The organism is Haematomicrobium sanguinis DSM 21259 (assembly GCF_000688395.1).
In the GTDB taxonomy this organism is placed as follows: Bacteria; Actinomycetota; Actinomycetes; order Actinomycetales; family Micrococcaceae; genus Haematomicrobium; species Haematomicrobium sanguinis.
Genome location: NZ_JIAG01000002.1, coordinates 12,513 through 33,623, shown reverse-complemented (window position 1 = coordinate 33,623; position 21,111 = coordinate 12,513). Strand labels below are relative to the sequence as shown.

Below are 21,111 nucleotides of genomic sequence, written 5' to 3'. Positions count from 1 at the left end.
AAGCAAGCCTACTCGCCGCGCGCCGCATCTCCGCATTCCGTGACGCACACCACAGCCTGTGGATAACTTCTGCGGGAAAGGTGAAATGCGCGTATCTGTTAAGGCATGGATGTGCAGAGTACGACGGCGTTGCCCGCCAGGGTGCCACAGCTCACCGGTTTTGTGGTTCAGCGGAAGATCGGCCAGGGCGCGAGCGCGGTGGTGTGGTTGGCTCGCCGTGAGGACGCGCTTTTTGAACCGTTAGGGTCCGAGAGCCTCGTAGCGCTCAAGATTCCGCGCGGGGGTGACGAACCCTTGTCCGGGGAACCGCACAACGAGCCTTTGACCAAGCACCTGGCCGGAACCGAACCCGGGTCAGGCGTTGTGCCGGCTCCACTGACCCGGCGTGAGCGGCGTGCACAGGAGACCCAGGGTGATCGGGATCGAAATCTGTCCGAACTCGAGGGTGGTGCGCCGAACTTGGCCCCGGCGGAAGTGGTCTCCGCGCGAGCTCAGGAAGAGTATATTCTTTCCCGATTCCGCCACGAGAACCTAGTGAAGTATCTCGGCACGGCCGAGACCTCGCACGGCCGAGGATATGTAATGGAGTACGGGGCCGGCGGTTCACTGTTGCAGATGATCTCGGCGACCGGCCCCTTACCGGTGGGCCAAGCAGTGACGGTTGCCGTCGGTGTGGCGCGGGCAGTGGACTTTTTGCACCAGGCGGGAGTGTCTCACCGCGATATTTCCCCGTCTAACGTCCTCTTTGACGCCGAGGGGCGCCCGCTTCTCTCCGATTTCGGCTTCGCCCACGTTTTTGCTCAAGCCGGAAAGACTGTGTGGGGCACACCCGGCTTCGCTGACCCGTTCATGGCATCGGGCGCACAGGTGGGAACTTCGACTTCCGACGTGTACTCGCTGGGGGCTCTCGTCTGGTTCATGCTCACAGGTGAGGTGCCAGGTCCCGAATCGGGGCGGACGCCGCTCACCGTTATGCTTCCGGAGGTCAATCCAGATTTGGTGTCAATGGTGGAGGCGGCACTAGCGGAAGATCCCGCGCTGCGCCCGAGCGCGCGGGACTTTGCCCAAGAACTGTACCGATCCCATCAACCGATGCCGGTGGACGTGACGCTGAGCGCGCACGCCTCCGACCTGCCGCTCCTGCTCACCCGGCGGGCCGAACCTATTCGAGAGGAACGGCAGGGGATGCTTTCGTGTCTGCGTACTCGGCTGGGCACATCGTTTCGGTCCGCGGTGCGTTCGGTGCATTCGCGAGTGGGGCTGATGGCAACGGCCGGTACCGCAAAACCGTCCGTCCGTGCGCACCGTGCGGATCCCCGTGCCACAGACATGGAGCTGTTGCACTCGCCGGATGCGCATTCCGGAACTGGAAGCACGCGCGGCTCTCTGGAACGGCGCATTGCCCAGGCGCAGGCACAACCGGCGAGCGGGCAACGGTGGATGAAATTCACCGCCGCCGGGCTCAGTCTCGCCGTGCTCGCGATTTTGGGGTTGGTCCTTGGACCCGCCATTGCGGCCAAAGTGGGTAGCGTCATGGGTGCGCCCAGTTCGGCCGCGACGGCGGCCACCACAACCCTCGCCTCGGCCGAGCCTACGCCGACTACCACGGCGGCACCGCAGCCCAAGTCCTCGGGTGACCCCGGCTCCGGGCCTACAGTTGGCGGCCCGGGGAGTGATCCCGACCCGGTTGCCGTGCTCAGGGACCTGGTGGCGAAACGCCAGGACGCTTTGGCGGCGCGAAGCGTACCGGCCCTGGACGCGATCAATGTGATGGGTTCCACCGCCATGGATCAAGACCGCGCCACGATTGAGCAACTTGCCACCGCTGGCCTGCGCTATCAGGGACTCGAACTCTCCATCGCCGAGGCGCGAGTGATCGAGCAGAGCGCAAACCGTGCGGTCATAGCGACGGTCCTTAAGGCGTCGCCGTATCAGGTTGTCGGTGCGGGGCGGACGGTTGCCAAGGCGGCCTCGAGCCAAAGCGTCACCGTGACTCTGAGCGCCGCGGGCGGGCAATGGCGCATCGAATCGGTGTCCGGCGCCGAATGAAGCGAGAGCGTTAAACGCCGTTGGACTCATCTGCAACTAATTCGCGTGGAATTTCGTGCAGATGAGTCCAACCGTGACGGATCCCGAGGTGAGAACCGTGAGCTAGCCCGCGCTAGTTCTCCAGAGTCGCATCCAGGGTGATGTTGATACCGGCGAGCGCCTGCGAAACCGGGCAGCCCTTTTTCGCTTCCTCGGCGATGCGCTGGAACTCCTCATCGCTGAGATCCGGGACGCGGACTTTCGTCGTCAATGCGGAGGTGGTGATTCCGGTGCCGGGGGTGAAGTCGACCTCGGCGGTGGTTTCGATGGATTCCGGCGTCTTTCCGGCCTCGCCAAGAGCATGGCTGAGCGCCATCGAGAAACAGGCCGAGTGCGCCGCGGCGATCAGCTCTTCGGGGCTGGTTTTACCTTCGGCAGATTCGCTGCGAGCCTTCCAGGTCACGTCAAAAGTGCCAACACCGGAACTGTCGAGGCTGACTTCGCCGTTGCCGTCGGCCAATCCGCCGTTCCACTGGGTGTGTGCTTTACGTACAGTTGCCATTTCTTCTCCCTAACTAGTGTTGAGTCCGCACGCGGGGAGCGTGAGACGAGACTTTAACGCCAAATGGTCGCAACGGCGATATTGAGAATCGCCAAAATGCCGACACTATTCGCGAGAGCCGCAGAGACGGAACCCGTCTTCTTGACCGAACGCTGGCCGAGGAATGCGGCCACGGCTACTGCGATGCCGACAATCAGCTTTACCGCGATCTTCGCGTTGTTGACCTCACCGAGATCTGCCATTTCGGTGATACCGACGATCGCGAGGCCGGCCACAATCGCGCCGAGCGAGGCGTGAAACTGACCGGGCACCACGGTGGGCTTCTTAATGTTGGCGATCCAATAGCCCACAATCACGGCGGCGCAGAGAATATGAATAAAGACGAGGATTCCTACAACGGTTTGCATAGTTCCACTCTAGTGCGATGCCCGGCGCCCAAGAAACTAAAATGGAGCGAACCCGACCTGCGAGTCCGCTCCATTTTTTAGGAGTCTAAGCGTTCCGCGGCTCTAGAGGCCGAGGTCCGCGTCGAAAGCTCCCTGCTCGAGGCGCTGCTTGACGGTCTGCAAGAAACGACCGGCATCCGCGCCGTCCACCAGTCGGTGATCGTAGGTGAGCGAGAGGTACATCATCTGGCGGATCGCAATGGTGTCTTCGCCATCGACCGTGACCACAACCGGGCGCTTCACGATCGCGCCGGTGCCCAAGATCGCGACTTGGGGCTGGTTGATGATCGGGGTGTCGAAGAGCGCGCCCACGCTACCGATGTTGGTGATGGTGAAGGTGCCGCCGGTCAACTCATCCGGCCCCAACTGGTTGTTGCGGGTACGGGAGGCGACGTCGGCGATCTTCTGCGCCAGTCCGGCCAGGTTGAGCATCCCGGCATCATTGATGACCGGAACCAGCAGGCCCTTTTCGGTGTCTACCGCGATGGCCAGGTGCTCGGCATCGTGGTAAGTGATCTCTTTCGCCTCTTCGTCAAAGGACGCGTTGAGCTTCGGGTGTGCCTTCAGCGCCTCGGTCACAGCTTTCGCAATGAAAGGCAAGAAGGTGAGCTTCGCACCGTTTTGCTGCTCAAAGCTACCCTTGGCCGCCTTGCGCAGGTTTGCCACGCGAGTCATGTCGACTTCCTGCACCTGGGTCAGCTGCGCGGACTCGGCCAAGGACTCCTTCATGCGACGGGCAATAACTTGGCGGATGCGCGGAGCCTTCTCCACCGTTCCGCGAAGCTTGGAGGGCACAACCTTGGGGGCCGCAGCGGGCGCGGAAGATCCAGACCCGGTGTTCGCCGGTGCCGAAGAAGCCGGTGCGGCAGGAGCCGACGCCGACTGGGCCGACTGTGCCTTGTCCGCGGCATCGAGCACATCTTGCTTGCGGATGCGTCCGCCAACTCCGGTACCGGTGAGGGAGTTCAGATCCACGCCCTTTTGCGAAGCGAGCTTGCGCACAATCGGGGTCACGTAACCGAAATCGGTCGCGTTCGAACCCGCATCCGCCGATGCGGACTTCGGTTGCGCGGATTCTTGGGTCTGGGCTTTCGGCTCTGATTCTTCCCGAGCAGCAGGCTCTTCCTTTGCGGCAGGCTTCTCGGCCTCCGGTGCTGGAGCGGGTGCCGGGGGAGCGGCCTGCTCGGATTCCTTCTCATCCGGGGCCGGAGCCTCCGTGGAAGGAACTTCCTTTGCGGACTCGTCCTGAGACGAGTCTTGGTCGTTGCCGGCCGGTGCAGACGCGCTAGAGCCGCTGCCGTCGCCTACCAGGGCGAGCACGGCACCAACCTCGGCCGTCTCGTCTTCGCCCACCTTGATTTCGACAAGCTTTCCGGCCACCGGAGACGGGATTTCGGTGTCGACCTTATCGGTGGACACTTCCAGGAGCGGTTCGTCAACCTCGACGTCGTCGCCGACTTCCTTGAGCCAGCGGGTGACGGTGCCTTCGGTGACGGATTCGCCAAGCGCCGGGAGGGTCACTTCGGTGGTGTTGCCGCCAGCATTGCCTTGTGCAGGTTCGCTCGAATCGCTCGACTCTTGCTGCTCAGCCTGTGCCGGTTCTTCGGCAGGAGCGGGCTCCTCGGCAGGAGCGCTCTCTTCGGTGCTCTCGCCAGACGCCGAGTCATCGGCGGCATCCGAATTGTCGGCATCGGCGGAGCCGGAATCGGACGATCCTGATCCGTCGCCAATGCGTGCGAGCGGGGCTCCCACGTCGGCAGTTTCGTCTTCTTGAACCAAGATTTCTTCCAAAACACCGCTCACGGGAGAGGGGATTTCGGTGTCAACCTTGTCGGTCGAGACTTCGAGCAGCGGCTCGTCAACCTCGACCTGGTCACCCACTTGCTTGAGCCAGCGAGTCACGGTGCCCTCGGTCACGCTCTCGCCTAGGGCGGGCAAATTAACGGTTTCCGACATGATGTCCCCGTTTCTCCTTCGTGAAAAATCTTTAAGTTGTTGTGAATTCTATTGTCGAGCGGTGCGGCAAGAAAGTGAACCGGGTGCGTGCACCGTGTGGCGCACGCACCCAGACACTTACATGGCGTGGAGGGGCTTCCCGGCGAGCATCATGAATGCTTCGCCCATGGCCTCGTTCTGAGTGGGGTGCGCGTGCAGGAGCGGAGCAACATCCTCCGGGTACGCTTCCCAGTTGACAACGAGTTGTGCCTCGCCGATTTGTTCGCTCATGCGATCGCCGATCATGTGAATACCGACCACGGGTCCGTCCTTCTCGCGAATGACCTTGACGAACCCGCCGGTGCCCAGGATCGAGCTCTTGCCGTTTCCAGCGAGGTTGTACTCGAAGGTTTCGATGTTGTCGGCGCCAAACTTTTCGGCGGCCTTTGGTTCGTTGTAGCCCACCGAAGCGATTTCCGGGGAGGTGTAGGTGACCTTCGGGACGTTGATGTCTTCCACGACCACCGGGTTCAGGCCCAGGATTTCTTCGGCGACGAAAATGCCCTGCTGGTAGCCGCGGTGCGCCAACTGCACACCAGGAACAATGTCACCGACCGCGTAAATGTTGCCCACGCCGGTGTGCAGACGATCGTTGGTGATGACAAAGCCGCGGTCCAAGGTGATGCCCTGGTCCTCGTAGCCCAAGCCGTCGGTCACGGGGCCGCGGCCCACGGCTACCAGTAGCAAGTCGGCTTCGAAGGTCTTGCCATCGGCGAGCTTGACGGTTACGCCATTTTCGTTTTGTTCCACGGACTCAAAGAAGGTTCCGGTGTTGAACTTGATGCCGCGCTTCTTAAAGGCCCGCTCCAGCGCCTTAATGACGGCCGGGTCTTCATTGGGAACCAGGGAGGGCAGACCCTCGATGATGGTCACATCGACACCGAAGTTGGACCAGACGGATGCGAACTCCACGCCGATGACGCCGCCGCCCAGAATGATCGCGCTCTTCGGGAGGGTCTCCATATTGAGAGCCTCTTCTGAGGTGATGACCTTGCCGCCGATTTCCAGACCGGGGAGCGTGCGCGAGTAGGAACCGGTTGCCAGCACAATGTTCTTGCCCTTGTACTTGGTGCCGTCCACTTCGATGGTGTCTTGGCCCACGAGCTTGCCGTGGCCGTCGATGACGGTCACGCCGCGTGCCTTCAAAAGACCTTGGAGGCCCTTGAATTTACCGGAAACGATGCCGTCCTTGTACGCCTTGACGGCAGGCATGTCCACGCCGTCAAGGGTGGCTTTGACGCCGAACTTTGCGGCGTCCTGGATCTCGTGCACCACTTCTGCCGAGTGCAAGTACGCCTTGGTGGGGATGCAGCCGCGGTGCAGACAGGTGCCGCCGAGCTTATCCTTTTCAATCAGGCCGACGCTCAGGCCGGCCTGCACGGCACGCAGTGCAGCAGCGTAACCACCGCTACCGCCTCCGAGAATCAATACATCGAACTCTTGCGAAGCTGCCGAATCGGCCACTGTAGCGCTCCCTCGCGGATCAGATCGACGCCCCGTCAACGTGAAAGACCAGCAAGGCGTCTCGAACAAATAGTGTGGGGCGGCGTGAGCACTCTGATGTGCGCAAAGCACGCTCCGGTTTTCACCTTATAACTAGTGAACGCCCAAGCTCCACTCAATTACTCCGCGCGCGGCTCGGATGTGGCCATGCTCACGCCCGTTCCCGCATCTATGTAGCGCGAAGTGCCCATGTTTACGAAAACATGGGCACTTCGCGCTACATAGTTGAGGCGGCACTATTGGAGCGGCACAGTTCAGGTGGCACAGTTCAGTCGGCGCAGAACACGGAGCCGCCGCAGTCTGGGCGCGCTTACGCGGAAACGTTCTCCACGTAGGTCACCAGGGTGCGCGTCCCGAAACCCGTGCCCTCCGCCGGGGTGTACCCGTGCGCTTCACCCTCGTTATAGGAAGGCCCGGCAATGTCAATGTGCGCCCAAGGGATGCTCTTGGCGCCCACCGAGCCCACAAATTCGCTCAAGAACGTGGCGGCGGTCATCATCCCGCCAAAACGCACACCGTGGTTAGAAATGTCGGCCACCTTGGAATTCAGGCTCGCCCGCAAATGCTTCGGCATCGGCATGTACCACATGTGCTCGCCCGCCTGGTCGGCAGCGGCCACAATCTCGCTGCACAGCTCCGGGTTGTTACCCATGACACCAGCGGTACGCGTGCCCAACGCAATCATTTGCGCTCCGGTCAGCGTCGCAATATCGACCAGCGCGTCCGGGGACTCCATGCTTGCGGCCACCAGCGCGTCCGCCATGACCAGGCGCCCCTCGGCGTCGGTGTTCTTGACTTCCACGGTTTTCCCGCCAAAAACACTCAGCACGTCGGACGGCTTTTGCGCGGTCCCCGAGGGCAGGTTCTCGGCCAAGCACAACCACCCGGTCACGGCCACATCCAGCTTCAACCGCGCCACCGCAACCAGTGTCGCGAGAACGCTCGCCGCCCCGGCCATGTCCGACTTCATATTCCACATACCGTCGCTGGGCTTCAGCGAGATTCCGCCGCTGTCAAAGGTGATGCCCTTACCCACCAGCGCCAATCGAGCCTTCGCCTTCGCCGGGGTGTACTCGATCTTGACCAGGCGCGGCCCGTGCGCCGAGCCCTTGCCCACGCCGATCAGACCGCCAAAGCCATCCCGCTCGAGCTTCTTGTCATCCCACACCGTGTACTTGAGCGGCAGACCCTTTCCGGCCTCTTTCGCCTGCGCGGCGAAGGACTCCGGGTACAAGAAATTGGGCACCTGATCCACCAGGGTGCGGGCCAGGCAGCTCGCCTCGGCCAGCACGCTCGCGCGCTCTAGCGCCGGAGCGAGCGCCCGATCATTGGCGGCGGGCGTGACAATGACCAGCCGTTCGGCACTAAAGCTGTAATCCTCCGGGGAGGAGGCATCGCCGTCGTTCTTCGGCGTCCGGTAGCCCTGGTACCGGAAGGCGCCGAGTAGCGCGCCCTCGGCCACCGCCGCGGCGGACTCGACGGTCGGAGCCGGCAACCCGAAGGCAAAGGACTTGACCCCGTTGATCTGCCGGGTCACCGACCCGGCAGCGGCGCGCAACGTCTCCAGCTCCGGGCTCTCGCCCTCGGCCAGAGCGCCCAAACCGGTCAGGATAATGACCGGCGCGCCGAGCTCGGGAGCACCGGGGATGCGCACCACACTGTCCGCCTCGCCGCTGACCCCGAGCAATTCCAGCGAGTCTCCGATGGCCTGAATCGCCTTGGGCCCCAGCGGCCCATTGGCAAGCCACGGCCCGTTCTCGCCCTTGGCCACCGCGAGCACCAGGGCGTCAATCTTGGCGGCGGAAATATTGGTTTCAATGGCAGAAATGGTGGGCACAGCGCTTGGCATATCCTCAGATCCTTTGTGGGTTTTCGCGTCAGTCGGTGCGCGACGCGGCATTGCGTGGCACACCCTACGCTCGATCGTAATACGGATGGCGCTGCGATACTGTGAGAGTCATGATCGATACCTCTGACTTGTTGCGCTCCCCCCTGGATTCCTGGCATCGCGGCCGGGACGCGAAAATGGCCGAGTTCGGCGGCTGGGAGATGCCGCTTTCCTACGCCGCCAGCGGTGTGGTGGCCGAGCACAACGCGGTGCGGGACACCGTGGGTCTCTTCGACGTGTCCCACCTGGGCAAGGCGTTGGTTCGCGGGCCGGGGGCCAAGGACTTTGTGAATCGCACGCTCGCCAATGACCTGAACCGCATTGCACCCGGGCAGGCGCAGTACACGATGGCGTTGACCGAGGACGGCGGGGTCATTGATGACATGATCGCCTACCTGCGCGGCGACGACGAGGTGTTCCTGATCCCCAATGCCGCGAACACCGCCAAGGTCGTGTCGGCGTTGCAGGACGCGGCCGGCGGCGAGTTTGAGGTGCGCGATCAGCATCGGGACTTCGCCGTTTTCGCGTTGCAGGGGCCGAGGTCCAAGGCGGTGTTGGAGTCGCTGGGGATCCAGGCGCCGAGCGAGTACATGTCCTTTGTCGACACCGAGTTTGACGGCGCGCCGCTGACCGTGTGCCGCACCGGCTACACCGGCGAGCCGGGCTATGAGCTCGTGCCCACCTGGGATTCCGCGCCGGCTCTCTGGGAGCGCTTGGTGACCGCGGTGGAAAACGACGGCGGTGCTGCCGCCGGCCTGGGTGCCAGGGACACCTTGCGCACGGAGATGGGATATGCCCTGCACGGCCACGAGTTGACCGAGGACATCACCCCGCTGGAAGCGGGGGTGCGCTGGGCCGTGGGCTGGAAGAAGGAGCAATTTTGGGGCCGGGACGCGCTGCTGGCGCAGCGCGAGACCGGAGCGCCGCGCCGATCGGTGGGCCTCAAGGCCGTTGACCGGGGTGTGCCGCGGGCCGGGATGGATGTGGTTTTGGGCGATGGCACCGTGGTCGGTGTGACAACCTCGGGAACCTTCTCGCCCTCGCTGCAGACCGGGATTGCGCTGGCGTTGATTGACGCCGCGACGGACGAAGATGCCGAGTTGTTCCTGGACGTGCGCGGACGCAAACTCGCCGTCGCGGCGCAAAAGCCGCCGTTTGCGGCCGATCACACGCGGGACTAAGTGCTGTGTGCACCGCGTTCGCTGCGGGCTGAGCGTTTTCCCTCACGCAGGGGCGCGGGTGCGGAATGGTTTGGGCGTCCGCGCGGTTATTGATCTCTGAGTAGAGATGTGCGCACAGCACCGCAGTGCCACGGGCATCGGTGCGAGGCGAAGAGAGGAGTGCATATCATGTTGGAACCTGAAGACCTCTATACCTTGACGAGCAGCCGAATAGCGATCAACCCTTCCGCCCCGCACTATGGGAATGCGGTGACCTTTGGCGCGGGCGCCCGCGAACTGGAGTCACCGAGCAACCTGGGCAGAAGCTCCGGTGCTCCGACCACGCTAGTGGTGGCGCTCAACGGCTTCGGCGAGGCCGGGCATATTGCCGACCAGGTGCGCGATGAGCTGCTGGAATCCCTCACCTACGAGCGTTTGGCAACCTTCGACGCGGACCAGTTGATCGACTATCGAGGACGCCGCCCGCATATTGAATTCGACCAGGATCACCTGACAAATTTCCAGTCCCCGGAAATCGTGTTGTACAAGGTCACCGATCTGATGGGCAAAGACTTCCTGCTCTTGACCGGCGTAGAGCCGGACTACCAGTGGGAGCGGTTCATTGCCGCAATTGATCAACTGCTGGACCTCTCCGGGATCAACTTTGTGGCCTGGGTTCACGGCATTCCTATGCCGGTGCCGCACACCCGTCCGCTGGGTGTGACCGTACACGGCAACCGGTCCGATCTGACCGAACTGGGTTCCATGTGGCGCCCGCGGGCGGAGTTGCCCTCCAGTGTGGCGCACCTGATGGAACTGCGGCTGATCGAATCTGGCCGGAAGGTCGCCGGGTTTGCAGTCCATGTGCCGCATTATGTTTCCGATGCGCAATATCCGCCGGCCGCGGTGACGGCTCTGGAGTATTTAGGAGCGGCAACCGGACTCATGTTGCCGACCGAGGATCTGCGCGAGAGCGGACGCGATGTGGATTCGCAAATCGCCACGCAGATGCAGGAGTCTGCAGAAGTGCAGCAAGTGGTGGCGAATCTGGAGGAACGCTATGACGAGTTCTCCAAGAACGCTCCGCAGCGCTCGCTCTTGGTCAAGCCGGATGGCAAGCTCGCCGACGCCGAGGAAATCGGCGCGCAAGTGGAGGCGTTCTTGGCGCAAAGCGAGGCCGATCAAGACCCCGAGGACGAGTAGCGTTTGAGCTAGATTTCGTCCGCGCGCCTGTTCCTACACAGCACGGAAAAATGAGCCCATTGTTCGGAGTTGTCCACAATGGGCTCATTTTCTCCGCGGGACGCGGCTCCCGCGGCCCATGCTGGGGTGCATGGATGACGAAATCACAAAAATACGCAATGACGGGGATCTGCTGAGCTATATCCCATACAAGATGGGATTCCTCCCCGAACAATCCGTGGTCATTATGGCGCTCACGGCAGACACCGTTGAACTCATGGCCCGATTCGATATCCGCGCCGAGGTGCTCGCCGCGGACGCGGCAACCCTTCGCAAGTACGCAGAACAGGTACACCAGGTTTTCCACGGCGCGACCGCCATTTCTCCTGATGCCCAGTACGCCGTGGTGTTGTACCTGGAAACCGAGGAACGCCTGGATGAGCTTCGGAAAAGCTTCCATGAGGTCTTCTCACTCAATTGCGATCATGATGGCGACGATTGCCGCATCCTGACGATGCTTCACGTCGGAGTGGAATACTGGCAAGTTCTCTATGCGGACGGTTCGCGCTCTGATGCCAAGAGGTTGCACGCCGGCGTGGATGCTCACTCCGCGGTCAACGCCAGCATGGTCTACGGCGGGCAAACCTACGCGCCAAACCTCGGTAGCCTGACCGATCAGCTTTTTGACAACGTGCCAGAACTCGCGGCGACGAATCTTGCCGCCGAACTCTCCACTGCGCTCTCGCGACCCATTCCCGAGCGCTGGGATCGCGCATACCTGGCGATGGAACTCGAGCGGTGGGAGAGGGCGCTGGCCGCTGTCGTGGCTGGGGGACAATCGGCTTTCGATCCGCACAGTTTCGACCCTGCCGGAGCCAGGTCCGCACTGTCCAGGCTCGAGGGCGAACTTCTCGCCGGACTCTACGCGAGTCTGCGCTCCATTCAGATCCGCGACGCGCTTTTAGTGCAATGCTTCTTCGGGCACGAGTGTGCCGACCTCACGGTCAGGGTGATCAACACTCCCTATATTGTCTTGGTGGCTCAGATCTTGGATCGGGGCGAAGACGGGGATGTATCGGTACTCGAGGACATTGAGGACGTCGACGGAATGTGTGCCGAGGATCGTCTTCAAGCCAAGGCCATGCACCACCATGCGATGGATTTGTACGGTCAAATTTTTACCGGCCAGGGGCTGGGGGAGACCGAGCCGTTCCATGAGTTCGCCGAGCTTCGACTCGCCGCGCTGACCTTGATCCTCAAAACCCTGTACTCGCTTCCCGAGTCAGAGAGCGATCCGGCGATCTTGACCCTTTTGGCGTGGGAAAGTTGGCGTCGGGGCCGGGGGAGCGTCGCCGGTTGCTACCTCGATAGGGCGCTAGGCCAGGATCCCGACTACAACTTGGCAAGAATTCAATTGCAGATGATCGAGCACGGGATCAACTTCGATCGCACCAGCTACCAACCGCCGGCGGAAGCGGATCATTGGGCGAGCTAATGGGGAGCTATGCCTATCGGTGGGCGACGCCCCGCTAATTGTTGGTTTGTTCCTCGAGCGTGCGACAATGGAGGACAGACCCGGTTGGGTCCACCGTTGCGTCGCTCGCGATTTGCCGGTTATTTGCAAGATTTTTTGCGAACTGGGGAACAACGTGGGGCTCTTGCTTCGTTAGCTTAAATGCTGGCCTTGGCAAGAAACCTGAGCGCGAAAACGCCTCGTGGACTTGACAGGGTCATAGTGGTGTTAGCCACTAGGCAGTCCAGCCAACGGTAGAAAGGTTCCCCGTGTCACCCGCATCATCAAAGACTGACACTTCCACAAGCACCGCTTCCGCGAAGCGTGCCACCTCCACCAATCGATCCAAGGCGGCTGCGAAGGACACCGAGGCACCGGCAATCAAGTCGGGCGCCGCGAAGACTTCCGGTGCTAAGGCGCCGGCCAAGAGCGCAACTAAGAGCACCGCCAAGACCGCAGCTAAAAGCACCGCTAAGGCCGCGACCGACAAGAAGGCGCCGGCTAAGGCCAGTACAGCAACGACCGGTACCGCTAAAACCGGTGCGGCCAAGACCGGAACAGCCAAGACTGGTGCAACCAAGACCAGCGCAGCCAAAACCGGCGCGGCAAAGTCGACAACCAAGGCGAAGGACAAGCAAGCCCAGGACGCTCAAGCCGCCGAAAGCGCCGACGCCGATGACGAAACTCCCGCGGTTGACGCCGCGGAGCACGGCGATACCGATGCCGAGCAAGACGATCACGACTCGGACAACGAGGAGTCGGAGGGTAGCGAGAAGGAATCCGCTAAAGAGGAAACCAGCACCGCCGGCGGGTTTGTGTACTCCGACGCCGACGATGACGACGCTCCTGCCCAGCAAGTAGTGTCCGCAGGCGCGACCACCGACACCGTCAAGGACTACTTAAAGCAGATCGGCAAGGTCGCGCTGCTGAACGCGGAACAAGAAGTCGACTTGGCTTTGCGCATCGAGGCCGGGCTCTTTGCCGAGGAAAAACTCGCCCACGATGACGGCAAGCTCGATCCTAAACTGGTGCGCGAGCTGCGCTGGGTCATTAACGATGGCCGCCGCGCGAAGAACCACCTGTTGGAAGCGAACCTTCGTCTCGTCGTCTCGCTCGCCAAGCGCTACACCGGACGCGGCATGCTCTTCCTGGACCTGATCCAGGAAGGAAACCTCGGTCTAATCCGTGCGGTGGAAAAGTTTGACTACACCAAGGGCTTCAAGTTCTCCACCTACGCAACCTGGTGGATCCGCCAGGCGATCACCCGCGCCATGGCAGACCAGGCTCGCACCATCCGTATCCCGGTGCACATGGTCGAGGTCATTAATAAGCTTGCTCGCGTCCAACGCCAAATGTTGCAGGACCTGGGCCGCGAACCCACCCCGGAGGAGCTGGCCGTTGAGCTGGACATGACCCCGGAAAAGGTCGTCGAAGTCCAGAAGTACGGCCGCGAGCCCATCTCGCTGCATACTCCGCTGGGCGAAGACGGCGACTCCGAATTCGGCGACCTGATCGAGGACTCGGAAGCCGTGGTCCCGGCAGACGCCGTCTCCTTCACTCTGTTGCAGGAGCAACTGCACTCGGTGCTGGACACTCTGTCCGAGCGTGAGGCCGGCGTGGTCGCGATGCGCTTTGGGTTGACCGATGGCCAGCCCAAGACTTTAGACGAAATCGGCAAGGTTTACGGCGTCACGCGTGAGCGCATCCGCCAGATAGAGTCCAAGACGATGTCCAAGCTCCGCCACCCTTCGCGCTCCCAGGTGTTGCGCGATTACCTCGACTAACCCTCGACTGTGTAGCAGTTAATGCCCATGACCGTGCCGGTCATGGGCATTAACTGCTACACAGATCGGTTGGCTGGGCTTAAAAGCCGCGGCAGGCGCCGGGTTCCCTACTGAGATGCGACGGCGGGAGGTTGCCTTAAGGAGGTGCCGCACCGCCGTCGCGGCGAACGACAAAGGGCCCCTCGCCATCCATGGCGAGGGGCCCTTTGTCTGAGAGCCGTGCTAGTCGCGGTCGGCGAATTCGGGCTTCTCGTGTAGGCGTTGGGTTTCATCCTGCCACTCGGAGGTCAGCGGACGAAGCTTAGCCTCGACCTGACGGGAGTGGTGAGCGCAAAACAGAAGTTCTCCACCGGTGGAAGCGAGGACGGCACGCACATAGGCCTGTGCTCCGCAGCGATCACAGCGGTCTAGGGCGGTGAGCTCTCGGGTTGCAGTTGCTGTGGACATGTTGACCTCCTAAATCGGTGACTACTTATGAAACCACTGATGGCGTTCAATCTATGCCACACTTTATGCGCTTTCGCTGTCCGCGTACTGCGTGTTGCGTAACAACCCTGTTAACTTGGCGTTGCCGTGAGCCCCTCCCGCGGAGTGGCAGCCCGGGAATGTCGGTGCGAGGCGATACCCTGGATTCTGAATCGCGGCGGCGCGCTCCGTCCGCGAAACCTCGCAAGATACCTAGGTGAAAGATACCGTGCCCACATCTGATTATTCCGCTCGCCACCTCTCTGTCCTCGAAGGGCTGGAGGCGGTTCGCAAGCGCCCCGGCATGTACATCGGGTCCAACGATTCCCGCGGCCTCATGCACTGCATATGGGAAATCATCGACAACGCGGTTGACGAGGCGCTTGCCGGGTTCGGTCAACACATCGTGATCGTGCTGCACAAGGACCAGAGCATCGAGGTGCGTGACGAGGGCCGCGGCATCCCGGTGGACATCGAACCCAAAACCGGGCTGAGCGGCGTCGAGGTCGTTTTCACCAAGCTTCATGCCGGCGGAAAGTTCGGCGGCGGCTCCTATTCCGCCTCCGGTGGCCTGCACGGCGTGGGCGCAAGCGTCGTCAACGCGCTTTCCACCCGTCTAGACGTACAGGTCGATCGCGGATCCAAGACGTACGCCATGTCTTTCCGCCGCGGCGAACCGGGCACCTTCGCCGACACCGGGACCAAGGCGTCTCCGACCTCCACCTTTACTCCGTTTACCGAGAAATCGGAGTTGGCCGTGATCGGCAAGGCCAAGCGCGGCGTGACCGGAACCCGGATCCGCTATTGGGTGGACCGGCAAATCTTCACCCCCGATGCCGCCGTGGACTACGTCGAGTTAGAGGCTCGCGTCCGGCAAACCTCCTTCCTGATTCCCGGGCTCAAAATCACTCTGCGAGACGAGCGCCGCCTGCCCGGAACCCCCGGCGAAAACGGTCCGGTGGAAGAAGTCTTCCAACACGATGGCGGCATCACCGAGTACGTCGATTTTCTCGCCGCCGACGGCCCCGTCACCGACGTATGGCGCATTCACGGCACCGATTCCTTTAAGGAAACCATTCCGGTCTTGGATGAGAACGGGCATTCCACCATTGCCGAAGTGGGCCGTGATTGCGAAGTGGACATCGCGTTGCGCTGGGGTATCGGTTACGACACCACCATCCGCTCCTTTGTGAACATCATTGCCACGCCCAAAGGCGGAACCCATCTGGCCGGGTTTGAACAAGCGCTCGTGAAAACCTTCCGCAAGGTCATCGATCAGAACGCGCGCAAACTCAAGGCCGGCAGTGACAAGGTTGACAAGGACGACATCCTTGCCGGGCTGACGGCCGTGGTAACCGTACGCCTCGCCGAACCACAGTTCGAAGGGCAAACCAAGGAAATTCTCGGCACCCCTGCGGTCCGGGCGATCGTTTCCAAGATTGTGGAGAAAGAGCTCACCTCACGGCTTAACTCCACGGCGAGAGGCGACAAGGCACAGTCCGCGCTCGTGCTGGAAAAAGTTGTCTCGGAGATGAAATCCCGCATCTCCGCGCGCCTGCACAAGGAAACCCAGCGCCGCAAGAACGCGCTCGAAACGTCCTCGCTACCGGCCAAACTGGCGGACTGCCGTTCCACCGACGTCACCCGATCCGAACTCTTTATCGTGGAGGGCGATAGCGCCCTCGGCACTGCAAAACCGGCGCGCTCCTCGGACTTCCAGGCGCTCCTTCCCATTCGCGGCAAGATCCTGAACGTGCAAAAAGCCTCAGTCTCCGACATGCTCTCTAATGCCGAGTGCGCCGCCATTATCCAGGTGATCGGCGCCGGGTCCGGACGCACCTTTGACCTGGATGCCGCCCGCTACGGCAAGGTCATTCTGATGACGGACGCCGACGTCGACGGCGCCCACATTCGCACCCTTTTGCTCACGCTCTTCTTCCGCTACATGCGCCCGATGATTAACGCCGGTCGCGTGTACGCAGCGGTTCCGCCGCTTCACGGTGTCGAAGTGATTCACAACGGCAAACCCAACGAAATGATTTACACCTACTCGGATGCGGAGCTGTACCGGCTTACGGCCAAGCTGGAGAAGGAAAATAAGCGGTACAAAACGCCGCAACGCTACAAGGGTCTGGGCGAAATGGACGTCGATCAGCTCGCCGAGACGACGATGGATCCGCGCCGCCGCACCCTGCGCCGGGTCAGCGTGGAAAGCGCCGCCCAGGCCGAGGAGGTCTTCGAACTCCTGATGGGTTCCGAGGTTGCCCCGCGCAAGGACTTCATCATTGAGGGCGCGGACCGGCTGGACCGCGAACGGATTGACGCCTAACCTGGCTCAGGAATAGGGCGCGAGCACCAAAAGCGTCGGGACCCCCAGCAGCGCCAGGCTGATCGCCATCACCGCACCCCGTTGCCATCCGGTGAGGGGCGCTTGCGGTGAGAGCAGGCGCGAAAGGCGACGTCCCGTCGTCGTACTTCCCGGGTTATCGGTGATGCCGGGCGCGCTACCGGTGCCGGGGGAGCGCTGCCCGGTAGCGACGACGGCGATGGCACGCACCAGAGTGCCTCGATCCGTGGTCGCCAGGGCGGAATCGTCCGCGAGCATTTCGATCAGCGAGTTGACGGCCTGTTGCGCCAATCGCGAGGTGGGAAGCCAGGGGAGCGCGGTGCGCCAGGCCGAGAATGCCCACAGCAAGAGGTGATGGCGTTGAGCGAGGTGGGCGCGCTCGTGCGTCAAGACCGCGTCCAGTTCCTGCGGGCTGAGGGCAGCGACGAGGCCGTCGGACATGACCGTCACACCGCGGGAGCCGCCGGGGAGGCAATAGGCCACCGGCACCGGGTGTTCGATGACCACGGTGTTGGGGGTGGCGCTCGGTGCGGAAAGGATCTCCACCAGGTTCCGGTGCTTGATGCGTTGGCGATAAATACGCACAAAGGTGAGCAACAGTGAAAAACTCAGGTGGGCGAATAACAGTCCGGCGGTGCTGACGGCGAAAACATGGATGATGTTGAACTCGGCTACGGTGCGTTCGCTGGTAATCAGGTGGAAAAGTTCGTTTGTGGCGACGTAAATATTGCTGCTCAAGGGGGACAGGCCCCAGAGCAACATGGAGCCGATCATGGAGAGTCCGCCGGCCAGGGCGATCGCCTGCCACAGAATCATCGCGACAAATGGAGAGCGTGCGGGCCAGGCGGCGCGCGAGAGAATCAGCGGCGCCGGCCACGCGAGAAAAATGGCGAGCGCGGCCAGAATGTAGGAGGTCGCCAGCACGGCGTCAGTGACCGCCCAAGAGTTTTCGCAAGACCTCGGCTTCATCATCGGTGACAGTTCCGACGAACCGGGCCAGCACCGCTTCGCGATCCGGAGCCTGCCCCAGAGCCTCCACCATGAGGTCGGCCGAGTGCTCCGCGCGCGAGGTCACGGCGCGGTAGGCGTACGGGCGGATTTCGCGCTCACGCATCACGAGGCCTTTCTTTTCCAGGCGGGAAAGTACGGTCAATACCGTGGTGACGGCAAGGTCCTTGGTGGGGCGGGAGCGCTCAAGCAACAGTTCGCGGAGTTCGTTCGCGTTGACCGACTTTTCGGTCTCCCACAGCACGTCCATGACCGTGCGTTCCAGTTCCCCCAATGTGGCCATTGACGTCCGTTGCTCTTTTCTTGTTCTCGCTTGCGTGTGTGAGCTTAATCTTACCGGGCGCGCGCGGGGTTTTTCTACACGATGTAGAAGGGTGGCCAGAGGAGGGTGCACAGACAATCTCCCTTTCGCCGAGTAGCCTTGGACTCAGTAAGGCCACGCTAAATAGCGCTCCGTTTTCTACAAGCTGTAGAATTTCTACGAGCTGTAGAAAACAGGAACATCGGGCTCTGACAAGGGGATAATCATGGAAGCCCTCGAGATCGCACGGTGGCAGTTTGGCATCACGACTGTCTACCACTTCATTATGGTTCCGCTCACGATCGGCCTCGGCCTCGTAGTGGCAACAATGCAGACCATGTGGTGGCGCACCGCCAAACCGCAATATCTGCGGATGACCAAATTCTGGGGGAAGCTCTTCCTCATCAACTTCATCATGGGCGTGGCCACCGGCCTGGTCCAAGAGTTCCAATTCGGCATGGCCTGGAGCGAATACTCGCGCTTTGTCGGCGACGTCTTCGGTGCGCCGCTCGCCCTGGAAGCGCTCCTCGCCTTCTTCGTCGAGTCGACATTCCTTGGCCTCTGGATCTTTGGCTGGAAGCGATTGAAACCCAGCATCCACCTCTTCTGCCTGTGGGCGGCGGTTATCGCTTCGGTGATCTCCGCGTACTTCATCCTGGTCGCAAACTCCTGGATGCAGCACCCGGTGGGTGTGGAACTCATCGATGGCAAGCCAGTCATGACCGACGCTTGGGCCGTCTTCACGAACAACACCGCCCTCGTCGCCTTCCCGCACACCATCTTCGGCGCACTCGGCGTCGCCGGCGCATTCCTCTTGGGCGTCGCCTGGTATCAACTGTGGCGCCGCCGCAAAGACGGTATCGACACCGTGGGACCGGACAAGAAGGTCATCGTCGGCGAGAACCCGGCAATCCCGGGCCGCGACAAGACCGACTACACCGTCTGGATCCGCTCGCTGCGCATCGGCGCGGTCGTCGCCATGATCTCTTTCGCGGGCACCGCGATCACCGGCGACATTCAGGGCAAGCTCATGTTCGAACAGCAGCCCATGAAAATGGCCGCCGCCGAAGCCGCCTGCAACGACGGCACCAGCTTCTCGGTGCTCTCCATCGGGGATGTGGCCTCCCGCAACTGCGATGACGTCACCGCCGTCATCGAGATCCCGGGCATCCTGTCCTTCTTGGCCAACGGCGACTTCGAAACCAACGTCAAGGGCGTCAACACGCTTATCCCGGAATACCAGGAAAAGTACGGCACCAACCTGCCCGACGGTCCCATCTACGGCGACCGCGCCGGACAGGAAGTCCAGTACGTCCCGGTCATGGTCGTCACCTACTGGGGCTTCCGCATGATGATCGGTTTCGGCGCCCTCGCCTCGCTTGCCGCACTCGTGGCGCTCATCGTGACTCGCCGCGGCACCGTGCCGCAATCGCCGTGGTTGATGCGCCTCGCCGTTCTCGGCATCGCAGCACCGTTCCTTGCGAACATCGCCGGCTGGGTGTTCACCGAAATGGGCCGCCAACCCTTCGTGGTCGCACCGAACCCGGACCCGTCCGGCATCGATGGGGTCTTCATGTTCACCGCGGCAGCCGTCTCACCCGGGGTGAGCGCGGGCGAACTGATCGCCTCGCTGGTCATCCTCGGCAGCATTTACCTTGTCCTGCTCGTGGTGGAGACCGCACTCATCGTCAAGTACGTGCGCGCCGGGGTGCCTTCGGCCATGCCGGAATTGGCTCACCCGCCGGGTGAGGATGATGAGAAGAACGACGGCGATACTCACCAGGGTTCCGCAAAGGAACCTGACGACGTGCTCGCCTTTGCCTACTGAGAACGATCGAAACGGATTAGGAAAAGCTCATGGAATTTCTTCCCACTCTCTGGTTTGTTCTCATCATGGTGCTGTGGAGCGGCTACCTGTTCTTGGACGGGTTTGATCTCGGCGTCGGCATGAACATGTCCTTTGCCGCCCGAACCAACAAGGAACGGCGGGTTCTGCTCAACACCATCGGCCCGGTCTGGGACGGCAACGAAGTGTGGCTGATCACCGCGATCGGCGCGATGTTCGCCGCCATGCCCAACTGGTATGCGGCCGCGCTTTCGGCAATGTACCTTCCGTTCCTCTTCATCCTGGTCGGGCTCATCTTCCGTGCCACCGGTATCGAATACCGCGGCAAGGTGGACTCCGAACGCTGGCGCACCGTATGGACCTGGGCCATTTCGCTGGGCTCGCTATGCGCTGCGTTCTGGATCGGCGTGGTCTTGGCGACCATGAGCTGGGGTCTGCCGCTCAATGAAAACCACGACCGGGTCGGCGGAGCCCTCGCCTGGGTCAGCTGGCCGGGACTCTTAGGAGGCATCGCCGTCGTGCTCTTCTGCCTGAGCCAAGCCAACGCGTTCTTGACCCTGAAAACCAGCGGCGAGGTGCGGGCAAAGTATGCCGGGTTGTTCAAGAAGACCGCGCTGCTCTTCGGGATCCCGATGATCGGCTGGCTCATTGTGGTCAACGCTCAGCCCTCGCACGTGCTTGCCTGGGTCATGGTGGCGGTCGGCGTTCTTGCTCTTGCCGGCGCGTGGATTGCCGCCCGGGCGGGCCGTGATGGCTGGCAGTTCGCCGCCCACGGTGTGTTTTTGGTGGCCATTATGGTGGGCGTCGGGCTCGCCATGTTCCCGATGGCGTTGCCTTCCACGCTGGACCCGGCGTTCGGTTTGACCGTGAATGACGCGGCCGCCGCGACCTATACGCTCACCTTCGTCACCGTCGCCGCGGCGATCGGTGTCCCGATCGTGTTGGTGTACCAGATCTGGACCTACTGGGTGTTCCGCCGCCGCATCTCCACCAAGAGCATCCCGAAGGCGCACCCGATTGTGGCCGCAATCAAGTCCAAGATCCTCATCGATCCGGACGCGCCGCGCTCCAACGCGTCCTAGG

The 21,111-nt window shown here is 62.1% G+C and carries 16 protein-coding genes; 8 read left to right on the top strand and 8 right to left on the bottom strand.

Translation table 11 applies throughout. From position 1 onward, the window contains the following. Positions 1–111: 111 nt before the first annotated feature. A complete protein-coding gene (locus O148_RS0101805) occupies positions 112–2,049 on the top strand; it encodes a protein kinase domain-containing protein (protein WP_169737490.1) in 1,938 nt (645 codons plus the stop codon). Positions 2,050–2,161: 112 nt separating this feature from the next. Here the strand turns inward: O148_RS0101805 and O148_RS0101800 are convergent, their stop codons facing one another. From O148_RS0101800 to O148_RS0101780, 5 genes are all read right to left on the bottom strand, one after another. Beyond that, positions 2,162–2,590: an OsmC family protein gene (locus tag O148_RS0101800; protein WP_026529561.1), complete on the bottom strand. Its 429-nt coding sequence runs from the start codon at positions 2,588–2,590 to the stop codon at positions 2,162–2,164. 53 nt (positions 2,591–2,643) lie between these two features. Next, positions 2,644–2,997, bottom strand: coding sequence for a hypothetical protein (locus tag O148_RS0101795; protein WP_026529560.1), 354 nt, complete (start codon positions 2,995–2,997; stop codon positions 2,644–2,646). A gap of 102 nt (positions 2,998–3,099) precedes the next feature. After that, positions 3,100–4,992, bottom strand: a complete 1,893-nt coding sequence (gene sucB / locus O148_RS0101790; protein WP_026529559.1) for a 2-oxoglutarate dehydrogenase, E2 component, dihydrolipoamide succinyltransferase — start codon at positions 4,990–4,992, stop codon at positions 3,100–3,102. 117 nt (positions 4,993–5,109) lie between these two features. Next, entirely contained in the window at positions 5,110–6,495 is a 1,386-nt protein-coding gene (gene lpdA, locus O148_RS0101785) for a dihydrolipoyl dehydrogenase (protein WP_026529558.1), read from the bottom strand. A gap of 349 nt (positions 6,496–6,844) precedes the next feature. Then, a complete protein-coding gene (locus tag O148_RS0101780) occupies positions 6,845–8,383 on the bottom strand; it encodes a leucyl aminopeptidase (RefSeq protein WP_035744444.1) in 1,539 nt (512 codons plus the stop codon). A 110-nt stretch (positions 8,384–8,493) separates the two neighbouring features. Here O148_RS0101780 and gcvT point away from each other — a divergent pair, with 110 nt between their 5' ends. The 4 genes from gcvT (at position 8,494) to O148_RS0101760 (ending at position 14,061) form a co-directional block, all read left to right on the top strand. Continuing rightward, positions 8,494–9,603 (top strand): glycine cleavage system aminomethyltransferase GcvT, encoded by a 1,110-nt coding sequence (gene gcvT / locus O148_RS0101775; RefSeq protein WP_026529556.1) that lies wholly within the window; start codon positions 8,494–8,496, stop codon positions 9,601–9,603. Between the two features lie 168 nt (positions 9,604–9,771). Continuing rightward, positions 9,772–10,785, top strand: a complete 1,014-nt coding sequence (locus O148_RS14175) for a proteasome assembly chaperone family protein (protein WP_051619702.1) — start codon at positions 9,772–9,774, stop codon at positions 10,783–10,785. Between the two features lie 130 nt (positions 10,786–10,915). Next, positions 10,916–12,259 (top strand): DUF4192 family protein, encoded by a 1,344-nt coding sequence (locus O148_RS0101765; protein ID WP_026529555.1) that lies wholly within the window; start codon positions 10,916–10,918, stop codon positions 12,257–12,259. 287 nt (positions 12,260–12,546) lie between these two features. Further along, a complete protein-coding gene (locus O148_RS0101760; protein WP_026529554.1) occupies positions 12,547–14,061 on the top strand; it encodes an RNA polymerase sigma factor in 1,515 nt (504 codons plus the stop codon). A gap of 222 nt (positions 14,062–14,283) precedes the next feature. On the opposite strand, the gene O148_RS0101755 is transcribed toward O148_RS0101760, so the two are convergent. Continuing rightward, positions 14,284–14,508, bottom strand: coding sequence for a DUF7455 domain-containing protein (locus tag O148_RS0101755; protein WP_026529553.1), 225 nt, complete (start codon positions 14,506–14,508; stop codon positions 14,284–14,286). 247 nt (positions 14,509–14,755) lie between these two features. Here O148_RS0101755 and O148_RS0101750 point away from each other — a divergent pair, with 247 nt between their 5' ends. Then, the gene (locus tag O148_RS0101750; RefSeq protein ID WP_035744535.1) at positions 14,756–16,855 is read left to right on the top strand and encodes a DNA gyrase/topoisomerase IV subunit B; all 2,100 of its coding nucleotides are present in this window, start codon (positions 14,756–14,758) and stop codon (positions 16,853–16,855) included. Positions 16,856–16,861: 6 nt separating this feature from the next. Here the strand turns inward: O148_RS0101750 and O148_RS0101745 are convergent, their stop codons facing one another. Continuing rightward, positions 16,862–17,797 carry a M56 family metallopeptidase gene (locus tag O148_RS0101745; protein WP_035744443.1) on the bottom strand — a complete coding sequence of 312 codons (936 nt, stop codon included), beginning with the start codon at positions 17,795–17,797 and terminating at the stop codon, positions 16,862–16,864. Between the two features lie 4 nt (positions 17,798–17,801). Continuing rightward, positions 17,802–18,164 carry a BlaI/MecI/CopY family transcriptional regulator gene (locus O148_RS0101740; protein WP_026529550.1) on the bottom strand — a complete coding sequence of 121 codons (363 nt, stop codon included), beginning with the start codon at positions 18,162–18,164 and terminating at the stop codon, positions 17,802–17,804. Between the two features lie 244 nt (positions 18,165–18,408). Here O148_RS0101740 and O148_RS0101735 point away from each other — a divergent pair, with 244 nt between their 5' ends. Both O148_RS0101735 and cydB read left to right on the top strand, forming a co-directional pair. Then, positions 18,409–20,010, top strand: a complete 1,602-nt coding sequence (locus O148_RS0101735) for a cytochrome ubiquinol oxidase subunit I (protein WP_026529549.1) — start codon at positions 18,409–18,411, stop codon at positions 20,008–20,010. A gap of 29 nt (positions 20,011–20,039) precedes the next feature. Beyond that, positions 20,040–21,110, top strand: a complete 1,071-nt coding sequence (gene cydB / locus O148_RS0101730) for a cytochrome d ubiquinol oxidase subunit II (protein ID WP_026529548.1) — start codon at positions 20,040–20,042, stop codon at positions 21,108–21,110. Position 21,111: the final 1 nt, after the last annotated feature.

Excerpts from the sequence above, each read along its gene's own strand:
- O148_RS0101800 (WP_026529561.1), bottom strand. The coding sequence starts at position 2,590 with ATGGCAACTGTACGTAAAGCACACACCCAGTGGAACGGCGGATTGGCC.
- O148_RS0101795 (WP_026529560.1), bottom strand. The coding sequence starts at position 2,997 with ATGCAAACCGTTGTAGGAATCCTCGTCTTTATTCATATTCTCTGCGCC.
- sucB (WP_026529559.1), bottom strand. The coding sequence starts at position 4,992 with ATGTCGGAAACCGTTAATTTGCCCGCCCTAGGCGAGAGCGTGACCGAG.
- O148_RS0101780 (WP_035744444.1), bottom strand. The coding sequence starts at position 8,383 with ATGCCAAGCGCTGTGCCCACCATTTCTGCCATTGAAACCAATATTTCC.
- gcvT (WP_026529556.1), top strand. The coding sequence starts at position 8,494 with ATGATCGATACCTCTGACTTGTTGCGCTCCCCCCTGGATTCCTGGCAT.
- O148_RS14175 (WP_051619702.1), top strand. The coding sequence starts at position 9,772 with ATGTTGGAACCTGAAGACCTCTATACCTTGACGAGCAGCCGAATAGCG.
- O148_RS0101765 (WP_026529555.1), top strand. The coding sequence starts at position 10,916 with ATGGATGACGAAATCACAAAAATACGCAATGACGGGGATCTGCTGAGC.
- O148_RS0101755 (WP_026529553.1), bottom strand. The coding sequence starts at position 14,508 with ATGTCCACAGCAACTGCAACCCGAGAGCTCACCGCCCTAGACCGCTGT.
- O148_RS0101740 (WP_026529550.1), bottom strand. The coding sequence starts at position 18,164 with ATGGCCACATTGGGGGAACTGGAACGCACGGTCATGGACGTGCTGTGG.
- O148_RS0101735 (WP_026529549.1), top strand. The coding sequence starts at position 18,409 with ATGGAAGCCCTCGAGATCGCACGGTGGCAGTTTGGCATCACGACTGTC.
- cydB (WP_026529548.1), top strand. The coding sequence starts at position 20,040 with ATGGAATTTCTTCCCACTCTCTGGTTTGTTCTCATCATGGTGCTGTGG.